General features: G+C 48.2%; 26 protein-coding genes and 1 pseudogene. 14 read left to right on the top strand and 13 right to left on the bottom strand.

The annotated features are described in order from the left end of the window. Positions 1–7: 7 nt before the first annotated feature. Positions 8–391: a type IV pilus biogenesis protein EbsA gene (gene ebsA / locus IQ235_RS00390; protein ID WP_264319515.1), complete on the bottom strand. Its 384-nt coding sequence runs from the start codon at positions 389–391 to the stop codon at positions 8–10. A gap of 391 nt (positions 392–782) precedes the next feature. Here ebsA and IQ235_RS00385 point away from each other — a divergent pair, with 391 nt between their 5' ends. Both IQ235_RS00385 and IQ235_RS00380 read left to right on the top strand, forming a co-directional pair. After that, complete coding sequence (locus IQ235_RS00385) at positions 783–2,198, top strand: glycosyltransferase family 2 protein (protein WP_264319514.1); 1,416 nt, start codon at positions 783–785, stop codon at positions 2,196–2,198. A 96-nt stretch (positions 2,199–2,294) separates the two neighbouring features. After that, positions 2,295–3,077 carry an ABC transporter permease gene (locus IQ235_RS00380; RefSeq protein WP_264319513.1) on the top strand — a complete coding sequence of 261 codons (783 nt, stop codon included), beginning with the start codon at positions 2,295–2,297 and terminating at the stop codon, positions 3,075–3,077. A gap of 147 nt (positions 3,078–3,224) precedes the next feature. On the opposite strand, the gene IQ235_RS00375 is transcribed toward IQ235_RS00380, so the two are convergent. Next, positions 3,225–3,887, bottom strand: a complete 663-nt coding sequence (locus IQ235_RS00375; protein WP_264319512.1) for a DUF416 family protein — start codon at positions 3,885–3,887, stop codon at positions 3,225–3,227. Between the two features lie 265 nt (positions 3,888–4,152). Between IQ235_RS00375 and atpD the strand changes: the two are divergent. From atpD to patX, 3 genes and pseudogenes are all read left to right on the top strand, one after another. After that, positions 4,153–5,601: pseudogene (atpD, locus tag IQ235_RS00370) on the top strand (F0F1 ATP synthase subunit beta). 121 nt (positions 5,602–5,722) lie between these two features. After that, entirely contained in the window at positions 5,723–6,130 is a 408-nt protein-coding gene (gene atpC / locus IQ235_RS00365; RefSeq protein WP_264319511.1) for an ATP synthase F1 subunit epsilon, read from the top strand. Between the two features lie 279 nt (positions 6,131–6,409). Further along, positions 6,410–6,589, top strand: a complete 180-nt coding sequence (patX, locus tag IQ235_RS00360) for a heterocyst-inhibiting protein PatX (protein WP_264319510.1) — start codon at positions 6,410–6,412, stop codon at positions 6,587–6,589. 354 nt (positions 6,590–6,943) lie between these two features. Here patX and IQ235_RS00355 read toward each other — a convergent pair whose 3' ends face one another. Both IQ235_RS00355 and hisH read right to left on the bottom strand, forming a co-directional pair. After that, complete coding sequence (locus IQ235_RS00355; RefSeq protein ID WP_264319509.1) at positions 6,944–7,807, bottom strand: SWIM zinc finger family protein; 864 nt, start codon at positions 7,805–7,807, stop codon at positions 6,944–6,946. Positions 7,808–7,934: 127 nt separating this feature from the next. After that, positions 7,935–8,552 carry an imidazole glycerol phosphate synthase subunit HisH gene (gene hisH / locus IQ235_RS00350; protein WP_264319508.1) on the bottom strand — a complete coding sequence of 206 codons (618 nt, stop codon included), beginning with the start codon at positions 8,550–8,552 and terminating at the stop codon, positions 7,935–7,937. 224 nt (positions 8,553–8,776) lie between these two features. Between hisH and IQ235_RS00345 the strand changes: the two genes are divergently transcribed. Further along, the gene (locus IQ235_RS00345) at positions 8,777–9,172 is read left to right on the top strand and encodes a pyroglutamyl-peptidase I family protein (RefSeq protein ID WP_264319507.1); all 396 of its coding nucleotides are present in this window, start codon (positions 8,777–8,779) and stop codon (positions 9,170–9,172) included. A gap of 162 nt (positions 9,173–9,334) precedes the next feature. Here IQ235_RS00345 and IQ235_RS00340 read toward each other — a convergent pair whose 3' ends face one another. Next, positions 9,335–10,393, bottom strand: a complete 1,059-nt coding sequence (locus IQ235_RS00340) for an alcohol dehydrogenase catalytic domain-containing protein (protein WP_319592531.1) — start codon at positions 10,391–10,393, stop codon at positions 9,335–9,337. Between the two features lie 187 nt (positions 10,394–10,580). Between IQ235_RS00340 and IQ235_RS00335 the strand changes: the two genes are divergently transcribed. Continuing rightward, positions 10,581–11,324, top strand: a complete 744-nt coding sequence (locus IQ235_RS00335; protein WP_264319506.1) for a 2-phosphosulfolactate phosphatase family protein — start codon at positions 10,581–10,583, stop codon at positions 11,322–11,324. Positions 11,325–11,613: 289 nt separating this feature from the next. Here the strand turns inward: IQ235_RS00335 and IQ235_RS00330 are convergent, their stop codons facing one another. After that, positions 11,614–12,642: a Rieske 2Fe-2S domain-containing protein gene (locus tag IQ235_RS00330; protein WP_264319505.1), complete on the bottom strand. Its 1,029-nt coding sequence runs from the start codon at positions 12,640–12,642 to the stop codon at positions 11,614–11,616. Between the two features lie 83 nt (positions 12,643–12,725). On the opposite strand from IQ235_RS00330, the gene IQ235_RS00325 reads away from it, so the two are divergent. After that, a complete protein-coding gene (locus tag IQ235_RS00325) occupies positions 12,726–13,319 on the top strand; it encodes a TetR/AcrR family transcriptional regulator (protein WP_264319504.1) in 594 nt (197 codons plus the stop codon). Positions 13,320–13,373: 54 nt separating this feature from the next. Here the strand turns inward: IQ235_RS00325 and IQ235_RS00320 are convergent, their stop codons facing one another. From IQ235_RS00320 to IQ235_RS00295, 6 genes are all read right to left on the bottom strand, one after another. Next, positions 13,374–13,772: an MAPEG family protein gene (locus tag IQ235_RS00320; protein WP_264319523.1), complete on the bottom strand. Its 399-nt coding sequence runs from the start codon at positions 13,770–13,772 to the stop codon at positions 13,374–13,376. 125 nt (positions 13,773–13,897) lie between these two features. Further along, the gene (locus tag IQ235_RS00315; RefSeq protein ID WP_264319503.1) at positions 13,898–14,599 is read right to left on the bottom strand and encodes an alpha/beta hydrolase; all 702 of its coding nucleotides are present in this window, start codon (positions 14,597–14,599) and stop codon (positions 13,898–13,900) included. Positions 14,600–14,677: 78 nt separating this feature from the next. Beyond that, complete coding sequence (locus IQ235_RS00310) at positions 14,678–15,580, bottom strand: alpha/beta hydrolase (RefSeq protein WP_264319502.1); 903 nt, start codon at positions 15,578–15,580, stop codon at positions 14,678–14,680. Positions 15,581–16,243: 663 nt separating this feature from the next. Then, a complete protein-coding gene (locus IQ235_RS00305; RefSeq protein ID WP_264319501.1) occupies positions 16,244–16,609 on the bottom strand; it encodes a DUF1818 family protein in 366 nt (121 codons plus the stop codon). Positions 16,610–16,958: 349 nt separating this feature from the next. Then, the gene (locus tag IQ235_RS00300) at positions 16,959–17,627 is read right to left on the bottom strand and encodes a hypothetical protein (RefSeq protein ID WP_264319500.1); all 669 of its coding nucleotides are present in this window, start codon (positions 17,625–17,627) and stop codon (positions 16,959–16,961) included. A 64-nt stretch (positions 17,628–17,691) separates the two neighbouring features. Further along, on the bottom strand, positions 17,692–17,919 hold the full coding sequence (locus tag IQ235_RS00295) for a DNA-directed RNA polymerase subunit omega (protein WP_264319499.1): 228 nt from the start codon (positions 17,917–17,919) through the stop codon (positions 17,692–17,694). Positions 17,920–18,200: 281 nt separating this feature from the next. On the opposite strand from IQ235_RS00295, the gene IQ235_RS00290 reads away from it, so the two are divergent. From IQ235_RS00290 to IQ235_RS00265, 6 genes are all read left to right on the top strand, one after another. After that, entirely contained in the window at positions 18,201–18,509 is a 309-nt protein-coding gene (locus IQ235_RS00290) for a hypothetical protein (RefSeq protein ID WP_264319498.1), read from the top strand. A 143-nt stretch (positions 18,510–18,652) separates the two neighbouring features. Then, positions 18,653–20,380, top strand: coding sequence for a succinate dehydrogenase/fumarate reductase flavoprotein subunit (locus IQ235_RS00285; protein ID WP_264319497.1), 1,728 nt, complete (start codon positions 18,653–18,655; stop codon positions 20,378–20,380). Positions 20,381–20,398: 18 nt separating this feature from the next. After that, a complete protein-coding gene (locus IQ235_RS00280; RefSeq protein ID WP_264319496.1) occupies positions 20,399–22,396 on the top strand; it encodes a serine/threonine protein kinase in 1,998 nt (665 codons plus the stop codon). An 18-nt stretch (positions 22,397–22,414) separates the two neighbouring features. Beyond that, positions 22,415–22,993 carry a Uma2 family endonuclease gene (locus IQ235_RS00275; RefSeq protein WP_264319495.1) on the top strand — a complete coding sequence of 193 codons (579 nt, stop codon included), beginning with the start codon at positions 22,415–22,417 and terminating at the stop codon, positions 22,991–22,993. Positions 22,994–23,097: 104 nt separating this feature from the next. Further along, complete coding sequence (locus IQ235_RS00270) at positions 23,098–23,526, top strand: hypothetical protein (RefSeq protein WP_264319494.1); 429 nt, start codon at positions 23,098–23,100, stop codon at positions 23,524–23,526. 242 nt (positions 23,527–23,768) lie between these two features. Further along, positions 23,769–23,963: a hypothetical protein gene (locus IQ235_RS00265; protein ID WP_264319493.1), complete on the top strand. Its 195-nt coding sequence runs from the start codon at positions 23,769–23,771 to the stop codon at positions 23,961–23,963. A gap of 190 nt (positions 23,964–24,153) precedes the next feature. Here the strand turns inward: IQ235_RS00265 and IQ235_RS00260 are convergent, their stop codons facing one another. Further along, positions 24,154–24,294 (bottom strand): hypothetical protein, encoded by a 141-nt coding sequence (locus tag IQ235_RS00260; protein WP_264319492.1) that lies wholly within the window; start codon positions 24,292–24,294, stop codon positions 24,154–24,156. Positions 24,295–24,526: the final 232 nt, after the last annotated feature.

Below are 24,526 nucleotides of genomic sequence, written 5' to 3'. Positions count from 1 at the left end.
ACTGATGCTAGTCATCATACCGTAGTAGCTTAGTGTAGAAACGTCGAGAAAAATCAACCACTCGCGATCGTTTGAAGATAATTAGTAACTCGATTAAGTAGTTAATAAACTCGAAGTTTGCCATGGTGATTTCATAGCTGAGATCGGCATTGCCATCAAACTGGAGGCGACACCGAGTCATATCCGCCGGCAGAGTCGAAACGCTCCATGTGGCGACAAAAGGAATGTTATTTCCCCCTTCGATTTTTCGCTCTCCTTCGAGAGAGCCTTTATCGTAGAGACTGATGACTAGAGGCAGAGCAGTACGCTGATTGTTACTTTTGTAGTAGGGCAAGTAGATCCCGACTTTGGCATTGGGTGCGGGTTGCAGTTGCTCTAAAGAGGTAGACATTTTATATAGGGCGTCCTTTAACAACTCGACTCGGACAATTTGTGACTGTTTCGTTGAACCGTTTCGGATGCGATCGCAACAGGTCGATCGGGCGAGCGGCTCCTACATTTTACCCACGATCGCCCGAGTGTCTGGCAAAAGTTTTCGATTCTCTCTCGAGAGCGGGAAATTTGCGAATTTTCCAGGGAGATCCCCCTTTTCGATACAATAGGGATACAAAACGCAACATCGATTAACAGTTATACATCCGAATTGACAACTGGAAACTGTGAGTTTCCAACCTACGAATTGAGACTATGAAGCAGATATCCGATCGCGTCGGGACTGGGTTTTGGCAACCGTTGACCGTTGACCCCACACCATCCGCTAATTTGGGTTGGGGGGATAACCGATGAGGGCAAATTCTTGGGAGGACGACAATTCTGCTCGCGAGTTCGAGCCACTAGCATCTATTCTATTTGGTCAGACCCACCAGAAGGAAGAATCCATCGATTCGTCGATGGTGAGTGCCGTATCTTATCGAGGATACGCCGGACGACGGCGCAAAGCGGCTATGGTTTTGACGACCATCTGGCTGGGGACGATTCTATTATATTTTTTGCCGTGGGGATCGGCATTGGTTCTGGGTTTGACGAGCGTACTAGGCTTTCATACAGTGCGCTTTTTTCTGCTCGCCCCCAAATCCACCATAAAATCTCTTCCTCCCGAAGAGCGATCGGAGTGGCCTTCGATTTCAGTGCTCGTCGCGGCCAAAAACGAGGAAGCGGTCATCGGTTCTCTTGTGGAGCGTCTGTGCCATCTCAATTATCCCGTCGATCGTTATGAAGTTTGGATTATTGACGATAACAGTAGCGATGGCACCGCCGCCGTTTTAAAAGAACTCGTCGGCAAATACGATCGCCTCAACGTTCTTCATCGTACTGCCGATGCTTGTGGAGGAAAATCCGGCGCGTTAAATCAAGCGCTGAAACTGGCCACCGGTGAGATTCTCGCCGTTTTCGATGCCGATGCGCGAGTCAGTCCCGATTTGCTGCGACAAGTCATTCCCCAGTTCGATCGACCTCGAATCGGTGCGGTACAATTGCGCAAAGTCATCTCTAATGCCGGACGAAACTTCTGGACGCGGGGTCAAGCAACGGAAATGATCTTCGATGCTTTTTTGCAACAGCAACGCCACGCTACCGGGGGAATCGGAGAACTGCGGGGCAACGGTCAGTTCGTGCGGCGAAAAGCTCTAGCCAGTTGCGGCTATTTTAATGAAGAAACCATTACCGACGATCTGGATTTAACTTTGCGTTTGCACCTCGATGGATGGGATATTGACTGTGCCTTTTTTCCCACCGTTGGCGAAGAAGGGGTGACCGATGCAGTTTCCCTATGGCATCAACGCTCCCGTTGGGCAGAAGGGGGCTACCAACGCTATTTAGATTACTGGCGATTGATTTCTCGCAACCGGATGGGATGGGGAAAAACCATGGATACCGGTGTGTTTTTTATCACCATGTATCTTCTTCCCACAGCGGCCGTTCCTGACTTATTGATGGCGATCGTCTGCCGTCAAATGCCGATGTTGACCCCCATTACGAGCTTAACGGTATTCGTCTCCGTGACCGGGATGTGGCTGGGTTTGCGGCAAGTTCGCCGTGGAGAGAGCCAACCCCTACATCTCGGGCAAACGCTCTGGCAAATTTTACAAGGTGCGCTGTATATGCTGCACTGGTTTGCCGTGATGGCTGCTACCACCGCGCGAGTGTCCGTTCGTCCCAAACGATTGAAATGGGTCAAAACCGTACATCAAGGGCATTGATAGGCAGAATTCGGAAGTCGGAATTCGGAATGGGAAGAATTTAGCTTCCTTTACTTCCTCTTGTTTCCTAAAACTCAAAACTTTCCCGATTCCCTCATGAGACGATACTGGCAAATTTTAAAATTATTCTGGGGCGCATCGATATTAGCCCAGATGGAGTATCGCGCCAATTTTCTCCTGGCGAGTCTCAGTAGCTTGGGCAATCTAGTCGGGAGCCTGTTCGGTTTGTTTTTGTTCTACCGTACCGGCTATACCTTCGGCGGTTGGAGTTGGGAGGAAGCGACGATCGTCTTGGGGGTATTTACCCTCCTGCAAGGCTTTTCCCAAACCTGCCTGGTTCCCAACCTCAACCGGATCGTCACTCAGATTCAGGAGGGAACCCTCGATTTTGTGCTCCTCAAACCCATTAGCTCTCAATTCTGGCTTTCCACCCGCACGGTTTCCCCCTGGGGATTGCCGGATTTAATTTTCGGTTGCGTTCTGATTGGCTATGGGGGGATGAAGTTGGAGTTGGGGTTCGATCGCTATTTATTGGCGATCGCGCCTCTATTCTTTGGAGCGGTCAGTCTCTATGCTCTCTGGTTTATTTTAAGTGCCACCAGTGTTTGGTTCGTGAAAATCTATAATGTTACTGAAGTGTTGCGCGGACTTCTCGATGCGGGTCGATATCCGATGGTAGCGTACCCGGCAGCCTATCGATTTTTCTTTACCTTTGTCGTCCCCGTGGCCTTCCTGACCACCGTACCATCGGAAGTCTTACTCGGACGCACCGAGATCGGATGGACGATCGGCTCTGGATTTCTGGCGATCGCTCTGTTGCAAGCCTCGCGGATGTTTTGGAATTTTGCCCTGCGTTTCTATACCAGCGCGTCGAGTTAATCTAGCCATCGAGAGCGACGATATTTAAGCCTTAAGAAGGCCGGATTGAGGTGGTTTGCTGTTATGGAAAGCGTTAAGGCTTGGATAGTGAGATCGGGTTTCATTGGGGGGAGTGTATATTATTTCGGTTAACCTTGATGGCGAGTTCTATGTTTCTGCCCAGGAATTCAATAAAGCGATTAATTCTCGACCCTCCTGTTGAGAAGAACCCTGAAGAAACAAGAGCGAGTTCGGAGTTAAAATCTCCTCTTTTCTCAATATTTTTAGGTCTTCTTCTTCCTTAGTTATTTCTCGGATAGCGAGTGAGTGCTTTAAAAATTCTTGCTCAAATATTTCTGAATCGGTTTCTTGAATACTTAGATGAAAGAATTGATCTCGCGTTGTAATGGAAGATTCAATTATATTTCTAGTACAACGAACGACATTAATAATATCGCCTATTTTAGGTTTTGAGTACGCTGCTAAAGTTGCCCGCACTGCCATTAAAACTTCCTGGGCTTCATAGCAGTAATAAGCATCTCCAAAGTCATATGCATCGGGAAATATATTGTCATGCCCGCAATATTCTCTATATTTCTCGACTTTTTTAGAGTCGATTTCTTTCCCTTGTAAAGTCGCCCATATGATGTCAATTGACTTTCGGGGTATTGAAAAATCTCCCCAATTTTCCATAGCGCAAAAAGCATGATAAATCGGCAGGATTCTTTCACAGCAAGAAACGGCAAAACTTAATCTATGAAAAAAAGGTAAAATTGAAAGTTCGTCTCGTAAGATTTCTGGCTTGAAAAAATTTAAGAGAAGTTTTTGCATAAACCGTCAAATTTTTAGGAAAGCTCGATCGATCGCACCATTGCCTAAGCCGAAACAGTCATCTCCTCTCCTCTATTAAGCCGCAATCCGAGTTTCGCCACCTCCGCCAGGTGCTACATCTTCCCCTTTTTCCAACACCGATCCCTCTGAGACTCGATCGCCCATTTATCCCGGTCAATTCAGTGGTACTCTTAGAGTTGGCATATTTTAACGGTAGTTTACGCTACCGACGAAAACTTTAGATTATTTACAGAAAATCTCCAGCATGGTCACCACCGCAGAGAATACAAGTACCGGCCAGATTACGCAAATTATTGGGCCGGTTCTAGACGTAAAGTTCCCCGCCGGCAAGATGCCGCAGATCTATAACGCTTTAAAAATCGAAGGAAAAAACCCCGCCGGACAAGATGTATCCGTAACCGGTGAGGTGCAGCAGCTCCTGGGCGACAATCAAGTGCGAGCTGTTTCGATGAGTAGCACCGATGGTTTAGTCCGAGGCATGGAAGTTGTCGATACCGGTGCGGCAATTAAAGTTCCCGTGGGTACGCCAACCTTGGGTCGGATCTTTAACGTCTTGGGCGAACCCGTAGACCAACTCGGCGATGTCAATGCCGAAGAAACTTCCCCCATCCACCGTTCCGCTCCCCCTTTGACGGACTTGGTCACCACACCGTCCATCCAAGAGACAGGGATTAAAGTCGTCGATCTGCTCGCTCCCTACCGTCAAGGTGGTAAAGTCGGTCTGTTCGGCGGAGCCGGTGTTGGCAAAACCGTGCTGATTCAGGAGCTGATCAACAACATCGCCAAAGCCCACGGGGGAGTTTCCGTGTTTGGCGGTGTGTGCGAGCGCACCCGCGAAGGAAATGACCTTTACAACGAATTTATCGAATCCGGCGTGATCGATAAAGACGAGCGCAGCCAGTCGAAAGTAGCTTTGGTATACGGTCAGATGAACGAACCCCCCGGAGCCAGAATGCGGGTAGGTTTGGCGGCTTTGACCATGGCCGAATACTTCCGCGATGTCAACAAGCAAGACGTGCTGCTGTTTGTGGATAATATCTTCCGGTTCGTGCAAGCGGGTTCGGAAGTGTCGGCACTCCTCGGTCGGATGCCCTCTGCGGTGGGATACCAGCCAACCCTGGGGACGGACATGGGCGATTTGCAAGAGCGGATTGCTTCGACGACTGAAGGTTCGATTACCTCGATTCAAGCGGTCTACGTACCGGCTGATGACTTAACCGACCCCGCACCGGCAACCACCTTCGCTCACCTAGATGCCACCACCGTGCTGTCTCGGGGCTTAGCGGCTAAGGGAATTTACCCGGCGGTGGACCCCCTCGATTCGTCTTCGACGATGCTGTAACCGGACATCGTGGGTGAGGAGCACTACAAAACGGCGCGTGCGGTTCAAGAAACCCTTCAGCGTTACAAGGAACTGCAAGATATCATCGCCATTTTGGGTCTGGACGAACTGTCTGAGGACGATCGCGTTACCGTGGCTCGCGCCCGGAAGATCGAACGTTTCTTATCTCAACCCTTCTTCGTGGCAGAAATCTTCACCGGTTCTCCTGGTAAGTACGTGAAACTCGAAGACACCATCAAGGGATTCAACATGATTCTCTCGGGCGAACTCGACGACCTACCCGAGCAAGCCTTCTACCTGGTGGGCGATATCAACGAGGCGATCGCCAAAGCCGAGAAAATGAAGTCGTAAGTTAAAAAGATAACTCTCGATAAACTGCGAATCGCGAAGGATTTGTCCCCGAATCACTCTCGATTCGCAAGCTTTACCGAACTTCAATTCGTTGCTACCGATCGTCACATCTAAATTACCTATGACCTTAAATATCCGCGTCATTGCTCCAGACCGCACGGTTTGGGATGACACCGCTCAAGAAATTATTTTACCGAGTACGACCGGACAACTGGGTATCCTGTCCGGTCACGCTCCCTTGCTAACGGCTCTCGATATTGGCGTGATGCGCGTGCGCCCCGATAAAGAATGGGTTCCCATTGCGCTGATGGGGGGCTTCGCCGAAGTGGAAGAAGATCGCGTCACGATTTTGGTCAATGGAGCCGAACCGGGCAAAGATATCGATCTCAAAGCAGCTCGCGAAGAGTACGAACAAGCTCAATCTCAATTTACCAAATCTGAAACGGGAACTAAACAAGAGCAACTCAAAGCGAAAAGGAATCTCAAACGCTCTCGCGCTCGCGTCCTGGCTGCTGGAGGCACTGTTTAATCGCGAGCTGGGATTAAATTTTGGGTACGTCATCAAAGGTCTGTCTTGCGGCAGGCCTTTTTGATTTCGATCTTCAATATTTTCGGTTTCGGAGTGCTGTGAGTACAGCGCGATCGAATACTTTACAGAAACTCACGGTATTTTCAAGCACTTATCGTCGATCGCTTTAAAGAATACTCCGTAGTATTACTGAATTTTAAATGATTAGAAACTTTGCTCCGGATTGTATTGCCATAGCTGCGTAACCAGAAATAGAAGCTCACAAATGGAACGTTAATTATGCGCATCTATGGAACTCTTGCCATCTCTAGCCTTGTATTCGCTGGTTTAGCTGCAAACGCCCAAGTCGCGAGCGCTGCTTCTAACAGCATCGAGTCTAACAATTCCATCTACCAAACCTTAACTTTTGAAGCACAAAATGTGTCTGAACTTGCCCCCTACCGAGGTAGCGGACGCTAATATTCAGGGTCAATTGTCCACACATCCTTCTAGATATTACAACTCTTAAATGTCTGTATTTCACCTTTGAGATGCAGACATTTCTATTATTTATAAAGTTCGATCGCGACCGATAGTTTAGAACTATTTTTTAACGATCGCGGCACCGTCGTTATTCTAGTATCCAAATCAAACTGCTCGACAACTCTTTCCAATTACAAATGTCTATATTTTGAAATACCCGATCGATACTTGAAATTCGCGTACCCACTTCTGTCTTTATTTAAGAGCCATTTAAAAGCTGCTCCGAATCGTCATTACGTTTTTCAAACTCCTAAGTTTACAGTTTTAAATGGATTTTCAATGGTTCGTTCTTTAAACTGTATCGATTTCCATTGCCCTTTTCATTGCCCCTTGGCTCACCGTTTGATAAATGCGATCGAGATCGTTTTTCACGGCATCCGCAATCGAAACTGACGATCTCCCACTGATTTTCGCCTGTTTTGCCAGAGCCGCAGTTCCCAAAACATCCAAAATCGTATTACTATCCGGAGGCGGTGCGATGACGACTAAAGATGATTCGAGTTGGCGATCGTAGTCCCAAAAATTTTCGAGTTCGATCGATGGTTCGATATTGGCATCAGATACTAACTCCTCCGCACCGATATCTTTTGCCTCTTCTCCACGAATCTGTCGCAAGGCGGCAATAATTTTTTCTTGGCTGCGTCCGCGCAGTTGAAATAAAACAAAGGGATCGTCAGCAAAGCGATCGCCGAGCAAATTGTAGACGGCAATGATATGTTTGCAGGGATTGGCTTTATCGGGACAGCTACAACGAGACCGAATTTCTGAGAGCTGAAATGGAAAGAGTCTCAGTCCATTTGCTGCAAACACATCTTCAATATTTTGGGGCATTTCCCCAGCCATTAACTTTGCCGAGAAAATTGCCTGTTCCGACATCGTTTGCACGATACAATCCCAATCTTCATCGGTGAAGGTATCCAACCACAGAGATTGCTGATAGGGGTCTGGTTCGCTGCCTTGAACGCGAGAGGCAATTTTATCCCCTTCAAAATTAATGCTGAGGACATTTCCCTGTCGGGCATAATTTCGACCCCGTTCTAAGCGCTTTTTAAAGCGATATTTATCGAGAAGTGCCAGCCATTGCTGTACCCACCATTCTCGATCGGAATCGATGGCGTAACTTGCCCCAACATGCGACTGATTTTCGATCGACATTGAGAATTTGACCTCCTATAGTCGTCGGACATAAACAAGCACCAGCGAGCGTCCCATCCCCTCCTGGCAGGGCTGACACAAGCGCAAGCATAACCCCTTCAAATAGGGAAAGGGAACTGACAAAATCCTACAGCGACTCGACGAAATTGGCTAAAATCTGCAACCCCGCCGTCGAAGACTTTTCTGGGTGAAACTGTACTGCCATTAGGTTATCGCGGGCGATGGCGGCTGTTATGGTTTGCGTGCCGTGCGTTACTGTTGCCGCCCGAACTTGAGGATCGATGGGATCGACATAATAGGAGTGGACGAAATAGACCCATGCCGGATGAGATAATTGCTTCCACAGGGGTAGGTTGGGTTGGGTAAAGTCGAGGGTATTCCAACCCATGTGAGGAATTGTCAAACCCGGTTCGGAATCGAAGTGACGCACCTTACCGGGAATAATGCTCAAACCCGGTTCCTTGCCTTCTTCGCTACCGTCAAAAAGGATTTGCAGCCCCAGACAAATACCGAGAAAGGGCTTACCGCTGGCAATTGCGCGTTGAATGGGTTCGACGAGATTACGAGATCTCAGGTGTTGCACTGCGGGATCGAACGCCCCCACCCCTGGCAAAACCACCGCATCAGCTCGATCGATTTCTTGGGGAGAATCGGTGATTTTCGGAGTGGCCCCCGCTTTTTCCAGCCCTTTGCACGCCGAGTGCAAATTGCCCATATCGTAGTCTACGACTGCTATTGTTGCCATGACCCTGCCATCCACCTACCATCTAAGGGGCAATCTAATTTGCCATCTATTTGCCATCTAAATCAATATAGCGTTCTAGAGTCACCGTGCGTTCCCAACTTTTACTCACATCTTTCGAGACTTGGCTACCCCATCAAAAATCTAACACCTCCGACGATCTCTTGGGCGAAGTTTCTGCACTCAAATCGTTTCACCCTACAAGCTGTTTACTGCGAAAACTACCGGTGGATAACCAACTCGCGAGCGATCGCGTCCTTGCCAAAATCGATCGACTGCAGCCGACTGGGATTATTTGCTGCGGCATGGCCGAGAAGCGATCGCAAATGACAGTGGAATCTCAAGCCACTCGTGGAGAGAAGATTTTGCCCACAACGGTGGATCTCGATCGTCTCATGACTCAATTGGCCGTGACGGCTATCAGCCACGATGCGGGAGACTTTGTTTGCAACCACCTGTACTATACTGTCCTCCAATACCTGCGCGATCGACAGTGGCCATTACCCTGTCTTTTCGTTCATATTCCCCTGCTTAACGAACAAAACTTAGCACCGATTCTTGTGGATTTTATGACGATTTGCCAGGAACTTGAAGGACGCGAATCGCCATTGGTGAATCGATAATTGCCCGTTAGAGCGATCGGGCAATGCGCCCGCAAATCTTTGAAACCCTTTCCAGAATAAACTTTCATCGTTTTTGAATTTAAGTCTTTTAAAACCCAGTCCCGAGAAACTTTTGAGACATCGCGATCGCCCAACCACTCGATTGTCCTGATTGACTGTTACTCACCGAACATCTTGGGGGTAGAGCAATATCTTATAGGTATCCGGCACCACCTTTGCAATTCGATCGACGGCCTTGGGTAAATCCTCGAGGGGGTAGCGATCGCTAATCAATAGTTCTACATCGATTCGTTGGTTAAACAAAATATCGATCGCCTGGGATTGAAGTTGAAAATCTGCGCCGTGACTGCCGAGCAGATCGATTTCACGACGGTAGAGCAGATTGGGATTAATGGTAATGCTGTAATCGGAAAATTCCGAAAAAACCAGAATCTTTCCCCCTTTTCGGGTGCAATCAAGAGCTTGGCTGTAGGTCAGTTCGTTTGAAATCGATAACAAACTCCCATCTACCCCCAACCCACTGCTGAGGTAATTTACCTTCGTATGTAAATCTCGATCGCTCGCCAGAAAAGCCGCCTCGGCACCAACTTGCAATGCTTTATCGAGGCGATGGGGATGGCAATCCACCACCACCGATCTCACGCCAAAATACTTCAGCAGCAGGATCGCCAGCAGTCCCCTCGGTCCTGCCCCAGCAACAAATATAATTTGACCTGCACTAACTTTCGCTTTTTTAATCGCTTTCAGGCAGCAGTTGACCGGATATAAAAAACTCGCAGGTTCTAAGCTCACCCGTTCTGGAACGTCGATCAATCCCCCATTACGAACCATATGACCCGGAACCTTGACATACTGAGCAAAGCCTCCGCCACTGGGGATAAATCCGCTTGTGGTGGTTATGTCCTGGTAGGTTTTACACAACGAGAATTTGCCGCTCAGACAGTAGTGGCAGCGAAAACAGGGAACGTGGGGCATAACGGCGACCCGTTGCCCTAAAGACCAATCCTCGACGAGGTCGCCCACAGCAGCGATTTTCCCGGCAATTTGGTGACCGAAAATTCGAGGGGGGCTGTATAGGGGGTAGCGAATGCGAGCGAGATCCTCGCGACCGAGACCCACCACCTCAACTTCGACGAGCACCTCATCAGCGTCTAGCGTTGGAATGGGTACGTCTTCATAGCTCAGTTGATTCACACCTCGGAAAACTTGTGCTTTCATCATCAATTGTTAAGCCACTCGTGCAGTATTCGGGGACGTTTGGGTGTTTCCCCTCCTCCTTCTGCTGTCTTTAATTTGCCAGATCCGAATCCCGTCCATTCTATTGTGACACCCGATCGCCAACCCAAAGTGATGGATGGGGAACCAACAACGGGTTGTACAGTAGATTGAGAGTTTAAGTCCATATCGTATGCCTAAAATCTTCGTTTATCACACTCCAGAACTCACGCCAACTGACCCTATGCCAGATTGTGCGATTGTCATTGACGTTTTGCGCGCCACGACCACTATTGCCACTGCCCTAGATGCTGGGGTCGAGGCTGTCCAGGCGTTTAGCGATATTGATGTGCTGATGGGGGAAAGCGAAAAGTGGCTGCCCGAGACTCGAATTCGTGCTGGAGAACGGGGAGGCGCGAAGGTGGACGGCTGCGATTGCGGTAATTCTCCGTTGGAATACACCACCGAAAAAGTTCGAGGACGACGGCTGTTTCTGAGTACCACCAACGGTACCCGAGCGCTCGATCGCGTGGCATCCGCCCCCACCCTGATAACATCAGCTCTGGTCAACCGTCAAGCGACAGTCGATTATTTGCTAAAGCATTCTCCCGAGACCATTGGTATCGTCGGTTCGGGTTGGCAAGGCAGTTACGCGCTCGAAGATAGCGTCTGCGCCGGTGCGATCGCCCATGGGTTTATGGAAGCGGCAAAACTAGATTTTGGCGATCTGGCCGGAAACGACGAAACGATTGATGCGATCGCGTTATACCAACAGTGGCAAGATCGCCTCTTAGAACTTCTTTCGATTGCCAGCCACGGACAGCGGCTGTTGGGTCTCAACTGCGCTCGGGATTTGGCTTACTGCGCAAAAACCGACATTCTCGATGTGTTACCCATTCAGAAGGAACCCGGCGTTTTAGTGAGTTTGAAGTCGTGATGGGGAAGCGCGGAATTTGGAATTCGGAATTCGGAATTCGGAATTAAGAGAATTTGGAGGCGCGGAATGGGGAATAGGGATTTAATAACCCGTGCAATTCGCACGATCGGAACTCACCCGTGGACCCCTCGACTTAAATCCTCGATTCTTAGTCACTCGATCGAGGATTCACCCCCAGTTGCGCGCTCGATACCCATAGGCGACCTGACATCTTCGTCGTTGCACTCTCAAATCTTCCTCAAGCGGTCATGGAGAAGATCGACGATCTCTTCTGATTTTAAATCTCCTGTTAAATCTCCTTTTGTGGGTGGTATTGATTCAATTGATGCCAGCGGACGATCGCACCATCGGCGCGAACGAACCGATTGGCGGTTAAACTGCTGCGTTGGGGAACAGTCGATCGAATCAAACGATAGTCGTCGGGTTGCACGAAATTTAACTCGAACCAGACGGCAATTTTGGCGATCGCTCGACGGAGGAATGCCCAACGGAAGGGTACGTAATATCGGAAGCTTATCCAGGTTTTCCGACCATCGATGGGGGTTAGGGTTGCCAATAGCTTCGTGCCACCCCACCCGAAGTCAAAAACGGCGAGGTTGGGAAATTGAATCTCGTTCTCGAACCCAAAAGAAACTCCTTCGGGGCGATCGCTTTTGAGAACACCCCGAGTTGTAATGCGATCGCCCACCACCTCGATTTCAAAGTCATCCAGACGCTTGGCAGCCCCAAACCCGAACCATTTGGCAATGCGGCGGTGGGCAAAGGCAAAATGATGCAGATCGATTAGAGCGCTTTCAACCGCACGGCTGAAGTGAACCTCCCAAACCATTTCTCCATCAGCCCAGCAACGGGGGTTATCCCCAAGTTCCGCAAACCCAGGAATATCTGGGGTGGCGGTCGGATCGTCTCCCCACCACAGCCAGATAAACCCACCAGACTCTTCCACGGGATAACGCTCAACCCGCATTTGGGGACTAATCCGCGCGTGTTCTCCTTCACAGGGCATCAAAACACAACCACCGTCGGGTGCAAATTGAAACCCGTGGTAAGGACATTCCAGACAGCTTTTGCCGGTCTGGGTGGAAATCTTGCCCAGAGCTAAGTCAACGCCTCGATGGGGACAGTGGCGACTTTGGCAGACGATCTGACCGTCGGTATCGCGCCAGAGTACCAGGTCAAGCCCGAGGCGACGAATACCGACAGGTTGAGACCCAATGCTGTGGGACGGCGCGATCGCATACCAAGCTACGGGAAAAGCTTTCTCGATTCTCTCTGGACGGTCGGGTTGAGTTTGGGGAACTTGCGAAGAGACGACCATGGAACTCAAATATCATAACGGTTGTTATAATTATCGTAACAGTTGTTATAAAATTGGAAAATATTTCATTAATATATCTAAATATGAGCGTTCCCGCAGACAAGCAAACCCAGTGGAAATCGAAGGTAGCAACGGCAGCTTTAGAGTTAATTAGCCGCGAGGGATTGCAAGGAGCCAGTTTGCGAGCGATAGCCCATGAGTTGGGCTGTACGACGGGAGTATTGACCCACTACTTTCGCAATAAGGATGAGTTATTGCTGTTCGTACTAGAAACAGTTATGGAGCGTTTATCCGAGACTTTGGCACAGGCGGCTCAAGGAACCCAAGGGGTCGAGCGTTTGAAAGTGATGATGCTGGCGATTTTGCCCACAACCCCCGAATTGGTGACGATTTGGCGAGCTTGGTTGGCCTTTGTGGGGGCTGCGTTGGGTCATGCCGCATTGCTTGACGAGCACAAACGTCATTACGCCAACTTCAAAGCTTTTATTCACCAAGAACTGGTAATGTTGCAAGAAGCGGGTGAAATCGACCCCAAGCTCAACCTCGATTTTGAGGCTGCTGCTTGGATTGCCACTTTTGATGGCATCGGCGTCAATACGATCTCCGCCCCCCAATCCTACTCGCCCGAAGAGTTGGATACCTTAGTTAGCCGATATTTAAAAACATTGACATCATAGCTGCAGAAAGGTGAGATCGCTCGATATCTTTCATCGCTCAATGAAAAAGATTGATTAGGCTCGATTTTGCACTAGAAACATCACGATTCCTACCAAACTCCCCAGTAACAAAGTGAGTGTTGCCAGAGTCCCGATCGCAAAACCCGCCATCCTTTTCTCGGCAGCTTGATAGTATCCCCAGGCATAGAGAATTCGTCCGACCACCCAAACCGCCCCAATTCCTGCGCCCCAACTCGGATTGGTAAATCCCGAAAATAACCACAGCGCTGGCAGAAATAAGATTAATTGTTCTAGGGTATTTTGGTGGACTCGTACCACTCGCTCAAAATCTGGATTCCCAGACATTTGCGGGGGTGTCACTTGATACTTGAGTCGGGCGCGACCGACATTCACCGTTACCGCGAAGTAAACAATTAAAGCGGCAACGGTGACTAAGCTCGTCGCGGGGTACATCATAAAAGTCGTGTAGAGTAATCGTTCAGGGGCGATCGGGAATTGGGGTCGCCATTAAAAATCGTCCGCTTCAATCTTTCGCAGCGATCGAGCTGCAACCCCATTCGAGTCCGCCGCGACAGAAACTAAGGTCGCATAGGTTCCAACGGTATAACCGAAAGTTCGGCTTCCGAATCCTCTAGGGGAAGGACACCTTCCACCACACAGTCGCATACAAGATTGTCGAGTATATCTTTGATGACTGCAAGGGGAACGGCCAAACTGCGCCCGGTGTCTTCCACAAAATTGGCGACGGTATTGCCCACCTCAGACAGGAGTCTCCCATCGACATACAGCTCCTGATTGGGATACTTTTCAAAGAATTCCAGCAGCGTCAACTCGTTATCCTCGCTCACGGATAAAACGATCGCCGCTCTAAGGGCTTGAATCTCGGCAAATCGGGCTTTGTTATAAAAAATCTGACCGAGCTGGAACAGAGCGTATTCCCCAGGTAACGAGTTAAAAACATCGTCTACGAATCCCAAACTGACCCCGAGTTTGGCGTTTAGAGCGCTCTGAGCTGCTTCGGGGGGGGTATTGGTGACATTGAGGAGAAAATCGAGGGTGGGCGTAGTTTCTCCAGTTTCAGCCAACTTCTGCAACGATTCGACAGAGACGCTTCTCTCGAACACCCCATAGGTGAGTACGACATCCTGTGCCGCGACAGTCGGTCTGGCGGGCAGGGCGACCATCGAAAGGGCGACCATCGAAACGACACCACCCAGGGATACTAAATTTGATGTCTGGCGGCGATACCAACGCGCCAAATTGTTCGCGAAAAATGACATTATTTTCTTTAATAAAAAGTGACAGAATCGAATTTGGGACTCGGGGCATCGTCGCTAGCTCCTAGTCCCCGGTCTTCTCTACTTCTTCGATCGATTGGGGACGATCGCTTTTTGAGAGGAAACGTTCTGAGTCGCCTCAGTCACTTCGGGTTCGATGGCGATTTGGGTTTCTGCTTCGATGGGTTCGGAAACGTCTGCGAGTTCCGGTTCGACTGTCGAGTCCTCAGTTATCTCCGTGGCAGTGTGGTTGGTGTTGCAGGTTTTGCCCGACTCGCTGCTTGCTGAGAGGATGCCGTTTTGGGGCACGCTGCTGTTGTCGTCGCAGTCGCAGACGACATCTTCCAAAACGTTGCGCACCGTTTGCAGGATCGGTTCGATTTCTTCGACAAAGGTTTTGACGTCGGCGACGGCGTTAGATAAACCGCTCGCGTCGATGCGAACCGTATCTTGAGGGAATTTCTCGATCAGTTCCAATGCCGAGATAAAACCGTCGTTATCGATGGCTGAAGTGATGGCGATTTCGAGATCGTCCACGCTGCGTCGGGTGCTCGCGCCAGCACCACTGATGACGCGGTCGAGTTGAACGAGTAGAAATTCTCCAGTGCCGCTATCGAGGAACCCCTCAATATCGTCGCGGAAGCTCGAACTGATGGTGATTTCTTCTCGCAGAGCGTCCCGCAGCAATTTGACGATATCGGTACTGACATCCGATGCCGTGTTTTGAACCCGATCGTCCTGCTCCCGCAGAAAGTCCTCAATTTCGGGAACGACATCTCCCGCAGAAAAGCTTCTGATATCGTCGAAAGTAATGGTTACTTCCTCATTTTGATATCGAATAATGATGGTTTCGATTGCCATTGCGCCGGAGCAAAAGCTAAAGATACCAACACTGGCTCCCAATAGTAGAGACCGACCCAGAAATAGTGACTTTGATGCTGCGTTCTTTAGTGGGTTTAAAAATTGAGGTAATTTTAGAGACATGGTTTTACAGATACAGTGGACTCGCTCACAACCCGAAAAATAGAGGTGAAGCTTTCGGATATTGTACAATAGCACGACGATCGACTCTTTAAAAAGTGATTTGGGATATGACACTTTTTAAAGTTAAACAAGTTAAAACGCACACCCAAATACAATAATATATACTCGTTTGCGAATCAATAAAATCTATATTTTTATCTATTAAATCGCGATCGCAATTCGGTTTTCTAATATAATTAGAATGAAGCGAATGTTAGTTTTGTTGCTTTCAAATGGTCGATATATTTCGAGCACTTTAAAGCAAGAAAAAAGGAATCTTCTGCCTGAAACTTATTTGTGTTCGCTCGCACATCGATTTTGCACGGAATAATCGAGTTACACCAGAGAAAGTGAAGTTTCTCGGTCAAGATAGTCTTAACCTTAGTTAACCACAATTTGCCGATCGATCGCCTAAAAATTTCATGACATCGCGATGTATCGCTCGTCTGTTCGATCGTTGAATAGTTGCCATGACTCAAACCCATAGAGTTGAGTTCCCAAGCCGATATAACCCTTCACACCCTCGAGTTTGGAGAAAGGGAACGATCGCAGAACTCCTCCGATGCGCGCGGGATGCTCGCCCCAAGTAAAAGGGGAAACCAGACAAGTACGAGCTGCAATTTCTTAAAAAACTGCGATCGTGCGAGCGGCTTGCAACAAGCCCGGAACTGCTTCTGGTAACCATTCCCCTTCGCACCGACGACCTGTATTGAGAATTAAACGCAAACTGTAAGCATCCGGATACCCTTCGACTTCCAGCCAAAGTCGATCGCTTTGAGCTTCGCAGGTAATTTTCTCTTCATCCATCAATTCGCTTCTCATTTGGCTCATGGTGGTGGCGAGTCGATCGAACAAACGACAAAAATCCTGAAATTCATCCTCCCTCAGCTCGAAAGCCCAGTCATCAGTTCCCACTAATCCCTTAAATTCGCTCGCCGCTGCATCCCAACCCAAGCGCCAACCGGAATCACTTTTGACAATACGATTCATTGGAGAATGGGGAATGGGGAATAGGCATTGGTGAAAGGTTAAGTAATTTGGCTAGATGTCAAGTTGACTGACTCAAATAGCTAGATCCCTTTTAGGCTATAGTTTTTCACGATCTCCCTCTTGTACGCAGGGGGCACTTCGACAGGCGAGCGCGACCGGGAGGCGTTTCGTCCCAAGCGCGGGGGGTTTCGCGCGTGCCGGGTTTTGGGTCAATTATTGGGAAGTTGACAAAGTGAATACAACCTTAACCTTTCACCAATGGGGAATGGGGAAAGAAAGAAAAGCATCGTAGTTAACCCATTAACGATCTATTCATTCTTCCGAAGCACTCGTTGCCTTCCCAAGCCCCCTATGGAAGTAACAACTCGGCATCTCCCGGTTGAGGCTGTCGGGGAGGAGTGCGAGCGTCCCTTCGGGGGCGATCGTCGGGCGTGGATGAAGGAGCGTTCCGTTGGGCAGCGGCTTCGAGCAGAGATAGGTATTGAGGATTGAACAGGCCGGTCAGGGTATGAACGAGGGCATTTCGTTCGGTGCGGGAGAGACTGGCAATAGTTTCTCGATCGCCGTACATGGGATTGCGATCGAGTTCGTCGCCCCCCGGATAGACCCCTTCAAACATTAAATCGTTTGCCCCTAAATAGTCGGCCAGAGTCAACTTCCAATCCAAACGGTATTGGGGAGGACGACCTTTGACGTAAACGTGATATCGAATAAAGCGGCTAATTAGGGTGTCTTCGGGATCGACTTCGCCGGTTTCGAGATCGACGTATTCATTCTCCAGGGGTAGATCGGGTAACTGCTCGTACACTTGCCGCCACACCTCTCGAACCCGGATGCGCTGGACGATTTGGGGGGTATCCGATGTGGGAAGCGACCTAGTTCTATCGATTTTTTCGGTCGGACTCGGGTCTGTGACGACAGATGCGATCGCCCCCAATGGGAATAATGCGATCGCCCCGAGTGGGAGCAGTCGTAGAAAAACTCGCGAACAGTTCGATCGCAAATCGTTAACGTTCATTAATTCTGGTTTCTCCATTAGACTATCCCGGCTGTCTTCTGCCCGAGATCCTTGCCCCAACGAGCTATTCTCCAATAATTTCCGTACTGGTCAGTTCGTCGGACATCTCAATAATCGCCCGCATTACGGGTTTCATCATCGGATCTTCGAGATTCTCAAAATCTTCGTAGCGGCGACGCTTGGCTCGGTTCGCCACCTGGACGGTAATCCGATAGCGATTGGATGCGGCATTGACTAAATCTTCTGCCCGGCGCATCAAGTGGTGGGTATCGAGCGCATTGCGTTTTTGCATAAGTTTTGGAAAGTGTTTATTTTTGCGAACGGATGTATCTAGTTTACCGGAAACGGCGGATCGGGTGTGAGATTGCTGTAGATAGACCTTTGAAGGTGTCGATGGAGCCAAGTAAGGTCGGCAATCTTTGTCAGAACTCATCAAAAAGTTTAAAAATATTAAGTTTTTTGCATATTCGTGTCAACAGAACCGCAATACCTTTAAAAAAATTTAAATATCGCATACAACCCGATCGTAAGGCTTAACTTAGATAAAAGAAACGACATACATAAAGGAGCATCATGGATAAACCTCAAAAATATCGTTTAGCTTGTACCCTATCCTTCGGTGATATTTACGGTCAAATCATTATCTGGTTAATCGTAATTTTTCTAAGTTTAGCGGGAGCTTTGGCTTTATGGAGTAGCGCCCGCCAAACTTACGCTCTATTAACCGTGGGTCTAATTCTAGTTCTCTCTTTACCTTTCTTATTATTTGCATTCGTAACCACATTACTCAATCATATTGAGTTACAAGCTGTCGATTCGGCAGCAGAAGAAGCGTTGTTAGCTTCTCGTCGAGGAAGTCGAAAGAAACCCGCTCAAGCCTGACGAAAAAGATTAGAAAAGGCAAAGGAGACTAAAAATCGCTCGCGTGCGAGTTTCTCGATTTTTCCAGTCTCCTTTTATCTTGAATATTCTCACTTCCAAATCCGATCTCCAAAATATTTCCGATCGAACCCACTTGTTAGAAAATGCTAGAGTATGACGTTTTCATTGTCGGCGGTGGACTCGCCGGTAGTCGGGCCGCTGTCGAAATTGCTCGCACCGACCCCAGTTTAAAGGTCGCTGTTGTCGCCAAAACCCACCCCATTCGATCGCACTCTGTCGCTGCCCAAGGGGGAATCGCCGCCACCCTGAAAAACGTAGACGATGCCGATTGTTGGGAAACCCACGCCTTCGATACCGTCAAGGGTTCTGACTATCTCGCCGATCAGGATGCAGTCGAAATTCTCACCCGCGAAGCCCCCAATGTCGTCATCGATTTGGAACACATGGGGGTGCTATTTTCGCGCCTGGACGACGGACGCATCGCCCAGCGGGCATTTGGCGGACATTCCCACAAACGCACCTGCTACGCAGCCGACAAAACCGGTCATGCCATGCTGCACGAATTAGTCAACAACCTGCGTCGCTACGGCGTGCAGATTTACGACGAATGGTACGTGATGCGCCTGATTCTCGAAGACGGCGAGGCAAAAGGAGTGGTGATGTACCACATCGAAACCGCACAAATCCAAGTGGTGCGCGCCAAAGCCGTAATGTTCGCCACGGGGGGATACGGTAGGGCTTTCAATACCACCTCCAACGATTTTGCCTCCACCGGAGATGGTTTGGCGATGGCGGCGATGGCGGGAGTTCCCCTGGAGGATATGGAGTTCGTCCAGTTCCACCCAACGGGATTGTATCCGGTGGGAGTGCTGATTTCCGAGGCGGTACGGGGGGAAGGGGCGTACCTCATTAATTCCGAGGGCGATCGTTTCATGGCAACCTACGCCCCCGCCAAGATGGAATTAGCCCCGCGCGATATCACCTCTCGGGCGATCTTTACCGAAATTCGCCAGAAACGGGGTATCAACGCCGATGGCAGTGGCGGTGGGGCTTGCGTGCATCTAGATTTGCGCCACATGGGTAAAGAAAAGATTATGAGTCGGATTCCCTTTGCTTGGGAAGAAGCCCATCGGCTGTTGGGAGTGGATTCAGTGCGCGAACCGATTCCCGTGCGTCCCACCGCCCACTATTCGATGGGGGGAATTCCGGTGAATACCCGAGGGCAAGTTCGCAGCAGTGCGGAAGGGTTGGTAGAAGGGTTCTACGCGGCTGGGGAATGTGCCTGCGTGTCGGTACACGGGGCGAACCGCTTGGGGAGTAATTCGCTGCTCGAATGCGTCGTATATGGGAAAGTGACGGGAAGTTCGATCGCCGCTGACGTGCAAAATCGCAAGTTGCCGCAGGTGGATGAAGGGCGGTATTTGGAAGAAGCGCAGCAGCAGATTCAGGGTTTGTTCGATCGATCTGGAGAATACCGGATTAATGAAGTGCGTCAGGCGATGCAGGATTGCATGAGCGAACATTGCGGCGTGTTTCGCAGTGACGAGTTGATGGGGGAAGGGTTGGGGCAGTTGGAGGCGTTGCAGCAGCAGTGCGGGCAGGTGTATTTAGATGATAAAGGAAGGCTGTGGAATACGGAAATTATTGAGGCGATGGAGTTGAATAGTTTGATGGTGGTTGCCCGAACCATCCTCACTTCGGCACACAATCGTCGGGAAAGTCGGGGGGCGCATTTCCGGGAAGATTTTACCACGCGAGATGATGAGAATTTCCTCAAACATACCCTAGCGTATTATTCTCCGGCGGGAATCGAGATTGGTGGGATGCCGGTGGCAATTTCGATGTTCGAACCCCAGGAACGGAAGTATTGAGGAGACAAGATTGGAGAAATGTTAAATATCGGTCAAACATTACTCGGTGGCAAATACACGATTAACAAACAATTAGGAGCAGGAGGCTTTGGAATTACTTACCTGGCAACTGATGAAAACAAACAACAGATTGTTATAAAAACGCTGAATGACACCGTTCGACAAAGCCCCGATTTCACAAAGTTTCGACAGGACTTTCAGCGCGAGGCGTTGCGACTGGCAAAATGCGCTCACCCTCATATTGTGGAGATTTACGATTTCTTTCTCGAAGGGGAGCTACCTTGCTTGGTGTTGGAATACATCAATGGTGAGGATTTGGCGAGTCGGGTTCACAGGCAAGGGGTTTTCTCGGAAGCTGAGGCATTGTCTTATATCCAACAGATTGGCAGCGCACTTGCTGTCATCCACGAGAAAGGCTTGTTGCATCGGGATGTGAACCCAAGAAATATTATGCTCCGAACAGGGCGATCGGAAGCGATATTAATTGATTTTGGCATTGCCCGCGAATATACGCCGAATCTGACTCAAACTCATACTCAATTGGTTTCTGATGCTTATTCCCCCATCGAGCAGTATGACAAACGTGCCAAGCGGGATGCTTATACCGATATTTATTCTTTAGCAGCGACGCTCTACGTCATTTTAACGAACGAATTGCCTGTTCCCGCCCCTGTGAGGGCAGCGGAAACAGAGTTAGAACCGCCGCGACAACTGAATCCGAAAATTAGCGAAAAGGTCGATCGAGCCATTCTCAAAGGGATGGAATTTAAACCCCAGAATCGTCCTCAGTCTGTTCGAGAATGGCTGGAGTTGTTGGGAGTCAATAGTATTATTGCACCACCGCAGCCCACCCTAACTACGCCAACGGTTGCCGTACCGGGACTCAACGCAACTCCGGTATCACCGCAACCTACGTCAAGCATTCCGAAAGTACCGCTACCACAACCTGGAACTCCAGCAAGGACGTCACCTTCTCCTAAAAGGTTACTACCGATTGTGGGTGCTGGAGTAGCAGTGGCGACTGTTGTTGTCGTAGGAAGTTTGGCTTATCTGCAATTGCAATCGAATCGAGAAAATCAAGCGGCATTAGAAAAGATTCAAAGACTGAAAATAGACGAAAAATATTTAGAATGCATCAACCAGGCTCAAGGTATCGATGAAACGAATGTAATTTATAACGAAGCTCGGGAACTTCTGAATGGATGTGCAAGCGAACACCTCGATCTCGCTCAGAAACTTGCGGGTGAAGAGAAATTTCGAGAAGCGATCGTCGAAGCAGAAAAAATTCCCAGCGGAATCCCTGCGGATGAGAAACGAATAACATCGATCGAACAATGGTCAGAACAAATTTTAGCAAAGGCAGAAGAGACCTATAACTTAAGTGGGTTAGATAAAGCTCTTGAAATAGCCAAAGGAATTCCTGAAAGTAGTTCTGCGTATCAAAAAGCTCAGGATAAAATTCAGGATTGGAAAGACGCATGGAAAATGGATACTGCTCTTTTTAAAGAAATTCAAATAACCTCTGAAGCCCAGCAATGGCAGAAAACCGTTGAGATTGGGAATAGAATAACTCGAAATAGTTATTGGGATGCGATAGTTAAAAATATTTATTTTTCAGCCTTAAATAAGCTGGCAAAAGAAAATTTGGAAATTGCCAAAGAAAAAGCAAATAATGGAAATTTACAAGAAGCTATTAATTTAGCAAGCAGTATTGAGGCACGCGACTCTGTCTATGAAGACGTTCAAAGTTTCATTTCTCAGTGGCAAGAAAAGCTTCAAAAAAAAGAAGAAGAAGAACAGATCAAAATCAAAACTGAGAAAGAAAGAAAATTTAGAGAAGATTTTCAGCGCTTAAGCAGAGAACACTTTCAGGAATGTCCATCAAACAGTAATACGAGGAGTGAAACTACAGAGTGTATAAAAATTCTAGATGAAAAATATATAGCTTTATGCATATTGCACGGAGGAGTTTTTTCTGTCGATGATGTAACCGCTCACAATCAGTGCATTTTTTAGGATTAAATATTTTAAAACGTGACTTTAAAAACAAAAAGAAAATTCACGATCGAGGAATACCATCGTCTCACAGAAATTGGATTTTTCCACGAAGACGATCGCATCGAACTCATTGACGGAGAAATTATTGAAATGGTCTCGAAAGGAGTGGCACACGTTTTCTGCTGTCAGAAGTTAATTAAAAACCTGGTTCAACTGATTGGAGATGAGGCAATACTACGATGCCAAGATCCGATTATACTTCTCAACAATAGCGAACCCGAACCAGATTTCACGATCGCCCGCAATTGCGACGATAGTTATCTCTCCCACCATCCTTACCCAGAAGATATTATCTTGGTTATTGAAATTGCCGATTCATCCTTAGACTACGATCGACAAGTGAAGTTACCTCTTTATGCCGAAGCCGGAATTGCCGAGTATTGGATCGTGAATTTATTCGATCGGCAGTTAGAAGTCTATCGGCAACCTTATCAAAAAACAAATGGTGGCTTTAATTACAGTCAGCAACAAATATTTTTACCCGAGGCCACTGTCCCATTGCATTTTTTTAAAGATCGTACTCTCAATTTATCGACAATATTTCCGGCACAATAATCGATCGAAAACTTCAAAATAGCATATTATTAAAATATTTTGATTGTTCTTTACTTAAAGCATAAATTTCTAGTAAAATCCGATTGAAACTTCAGTCATAAACAATGGACGCAATTCAACCATATTTAATTTATATTGAAACGGGTGTCGGAATCGCTGTCGGTTCAGTTATCTTGGCATGGGTATTTTTTAGCCTACGTTTTTTTCTGGGAACTCGCAAGCTGACAGCCGTGCTCACAAACTTTTTTGAACTCGTGGTTGCTGGCGAAATCGATCGCGCGTATGAAATGACGAGTCCGAAGTTTAAAACTCGCACTCCCAAAGCAAAATTTAAAAAATTTCTTAAATCGAATAAGCTCGATAAATACAAGCGGATTACGATGCCCGTACCCGATCGAAATCGCGATACAAAGACATTGGATGTGAGCGTTGTACTGTCCTCCGGACGAGAGGTTCCCCTCAAAGCCGACATTATCAAAAAAGGAAACGGCTGGGAAATTGATATCCTGGAAAAAAATAAAAATAAATCTTGATAGCAATTTTTTTTGATGGACTCCCGGATGGTGAAAGTAGATACGCGAAACTCGCTCGCAGTGAAGGCAAAACGTTCGGCTGAACTCGTCCGTACGGTATTTCGGGGTCTATATTTTTGAAAACAGCGATCGCAAGTGGACTGTTACTTTCACATTTTCCGGCTCGATCGAACTCGAGATCTCTTTCAATTGACCAGAAAAGTGTATATTTTAGATCGCTATCTCTAAACGCAAACAAAAAGATGAGCCACAAAAAACCAAACCTCATTACGACTATTGGTCTTTACGCAGGGGGCTTGCTCTTCGTGATCTTTGCCATTTTACTGCTATTACAGGCAGCGGGAGTCATTCCCGGTGTTTCAAATATTGTTTATGTGGCATTGGTTCTGTTAGCGATTGGCTGCGGGCTTTTATATGGCATTGGTAGTCGGTCGTAATCGATCGTTGCAATGTGGTAGGGATATAAGGTCTAGCAGATTTGATGGGTTGGATTAGCAACATAGAACCTTAGGTTTTACCTCTGGGCTTTGCACAATCGTTTCTTGCGTACGGATGCAAAGGTAAAAAGAAAAGGCTTCGGTCAAAGTTAGTTTCGTGCCGCTGAAAATTGCCGTTCTGTCGGAATATTCAGAGTATTTTTTGCTCCTTCACCATTTCAAACACCTCGTACGCCACCCGTCCGGCTGCATCGCCAGAACAGGAAACCTCGCCCCACAATTCAGGCACTCCGATACAACTGCGAAGAATGCCTCTGGCTGCGATCGACATTCTATGTAGCGATGTAGTTTTGCGCAACGAACCTCACCCAATCGCGTCAGAGATACTGCCAGCCCGAACCGATCGCGTTGGAAGAAAACTCTAGTGCATTCAACGAACTTTCCCTTTAATCTATGAATTAAGCGAGTACGGATTGACTGTCTTACGGACGGAAGATCGAAGAGAAAAAGCAGAGGAAAAAGTTTTTATTGAAACATCGCTTCTCAAACTGGACTCCTCTTTT

The sequence above is a fragment of the Zarconia navalis LEGE 11467 genome, assembly GCF_015207075.1.
GTDB classification, from domain to species: Bacteria; Cyanobacteriota; Cyanobacteriia; order Cyanobacteriales; family Geitlerinemataceae; genus Zarconia; species Zarconia navalis.
Note: the sequence above shows the minus strand (reverse complement) of the source record. Positions and strands in the feature narration are given on the sequence as shown.

What these genes read in the sequence shown, in the direction of transcription:
- ebsA (WP_264319515.1), bottom strand. Translation starts at nt 391, where the DNA reads ATGTCTACCTCTTTAGAGCAACTGCAACCCGCACCCAATGCCAAAGTC.
- IQ235_RS00385 (WP_264319514.1), top strand. Translation starts at nt 783, where the DNA reads ATGAGGGCAAATTCTTGGGAGGACGACAATTCTGCTCGCGAGTTCGAG.
- IQ235_RS00380 (WP_264319513.1), top strand. Translation starts at nt 2,295, where the DNA reads ATGAGACGATACTGGCAAATTTTAAAATTATTCTGGGGCGCATCGATA.
- IQ235_RS00375 (WP_264319512.1), bottom strand. Translation starts at nt 3,887, where the DNA reads ATGCAAAAACTTCTCTTAAATTTTTTCAAGCCAGAAATCTTACGAGAC.
- atpC (WP_264319511.1), top strand. Translation starts at nt 5,723, where the DNA reads ATGACCTTAAATATCCGCGTCATTGCTCCAGACCGCACGGTTTGGGAT.
- patX (WP_264319510.1), top strand. Translation starts at nt 6,410, where the DNA reads ATGCGCATCTATGGAACTCTTGCCATCTCTAGCCTTGTATTCGCTGGT.
- IQ235_RS00355 (WP_264319509.1), bottom strand. Translation starts at nt 7,807, where the DNA reads ATGTCGATCGAAAATCAGTCGCATGTTGGGGCAAGTTACGCCATCGAT.
- hisH (WP_264319508.1), bottom strand. Translation starts at nt 8,552, where the DNA reads ATGGCAACAATAGCAGTCGTAGACTACGATATGGGCAATTTGCACTCG.
- IQ235_RS00340 (WP_319592531.1), bottom strand. Translation starts at nt 10,393, where the DNA reads ATGATGAAAGCACAAGTTTTCCGAGGTGTGAATCAACTGAGCTATGAA.
- IQ235_RS00335 (WP_264319506.1), top strand. Translation starts at nt 10,581, where the DNA reads ATGCCTAAAATCTTCGTTTATCACACTCCAGAACTCACGCCAACTGAC.
- IQ235_RS00330 (WP_264319505.1), bottom strand. Translation starts at nt 12,642, where the DNA reads ATGGTCGTCTCTTCGCAAGTTCCCCAAACTCAACCCGACCGTCCAGAG.
- IQ235_RS00325 (WP_264319504.1), top strand. Translation starts at nt 12,726, where the DNA reads ATGAGCGTTCCCGCAGACAAGCAAACCCAGTGGAAATCGAAGGTAGCA.
- IQ235_RS00320 (WP_264319523.1), bottom strand. Translation starts at nt 13,772, where the DNA reads ATGTACCCCGCGACGAGCTTAGTCACCGTTGCCGCTTTAATTGTTTAC.
- IQ235_RS00315 (WP_264319503.1), bottom strand. Translation starts at nt 14,599, where the DNA reads ATGTCATTTTTCGCGAACAATTTGGCGCGTTGGTATCGCCGCCAGACA.
- IQ235_RS00310 (WP_264319502.1), bottom strand. Translation starts at nt 15,580, where the DNA reads ATGTCTCTAAAATTACCTCAATTTTTAAACCCACTAAAGAACGCAGCA.
- IQ235_RS00305 (WP_264319501.1), bottom strand. Translation starts at nt 16,609, where the DNA reads ATGAATCGTATTGTCAAAAGTGATTCCGGTTGGCGCTTGGGTTGGGAT.
- IQ235_RS00300 (WP_264319500.1), bottom strand. Translation starts at nt 17,627, where the DNA reads ATGAACGTTAACGATTTGCGATCGAACTGTTCGCGAGTTTTTCTACGA.
- IQ235_RS00295 (WP_264319499.1), bottom strand. Translation starts at nt 17,919, where the DNA reads ATGCAAAAACGCAATGCGCTCGATACCCACCACTTGATGCGCCGGGCA.
- IQ235_RS00290 (WP_264319498.1), top strand. Translation starts at nt 18,201, where the DNA reads ATGGATAAACCTCAAAAATATCGTTTAGCTTGTACCCTATCCTTCGGT.
- IQ235_RS00285 (WP_264319497.1), top strand. Translation starts at nt 18,653, where the DNA reads ATGCTAGAGTATGACGTTTTCATTGTCGGCGGTGGACTCGCCGGTAGT.
- IQ235_RS00280 (WP_264319496.1), top strand. Translation starts at nt 20,399, where the DNA reads ATGTTAAATATCGGTCAAACATTACTCGGTGGCAAATACACGATTAAC.
- IQ235_RS00270 (WP_264319494.1), top strand. Translation starts at nt 23,098, where the DNA reads ATGGACGCAATTCAACCATATTTAATTTATATTGAAACGGGTGTCGGA.
- IQ235_RS00265 (WP_264319493.1), top strand. Translation starts at nt 23,769, where the DNA reads ATGAGCCACAAAAAACCAAACCTCATTACGACTATTGGTCTTTACGCA.
- IQ235_RS00260 (WP_264319492.1), bottom strand. Translation starts at nt 24,294, where the DNA reads ATGTCGATCGCAGCCAGAGGCATTCTTCGCAGTTGTATCGGAGTGCCT.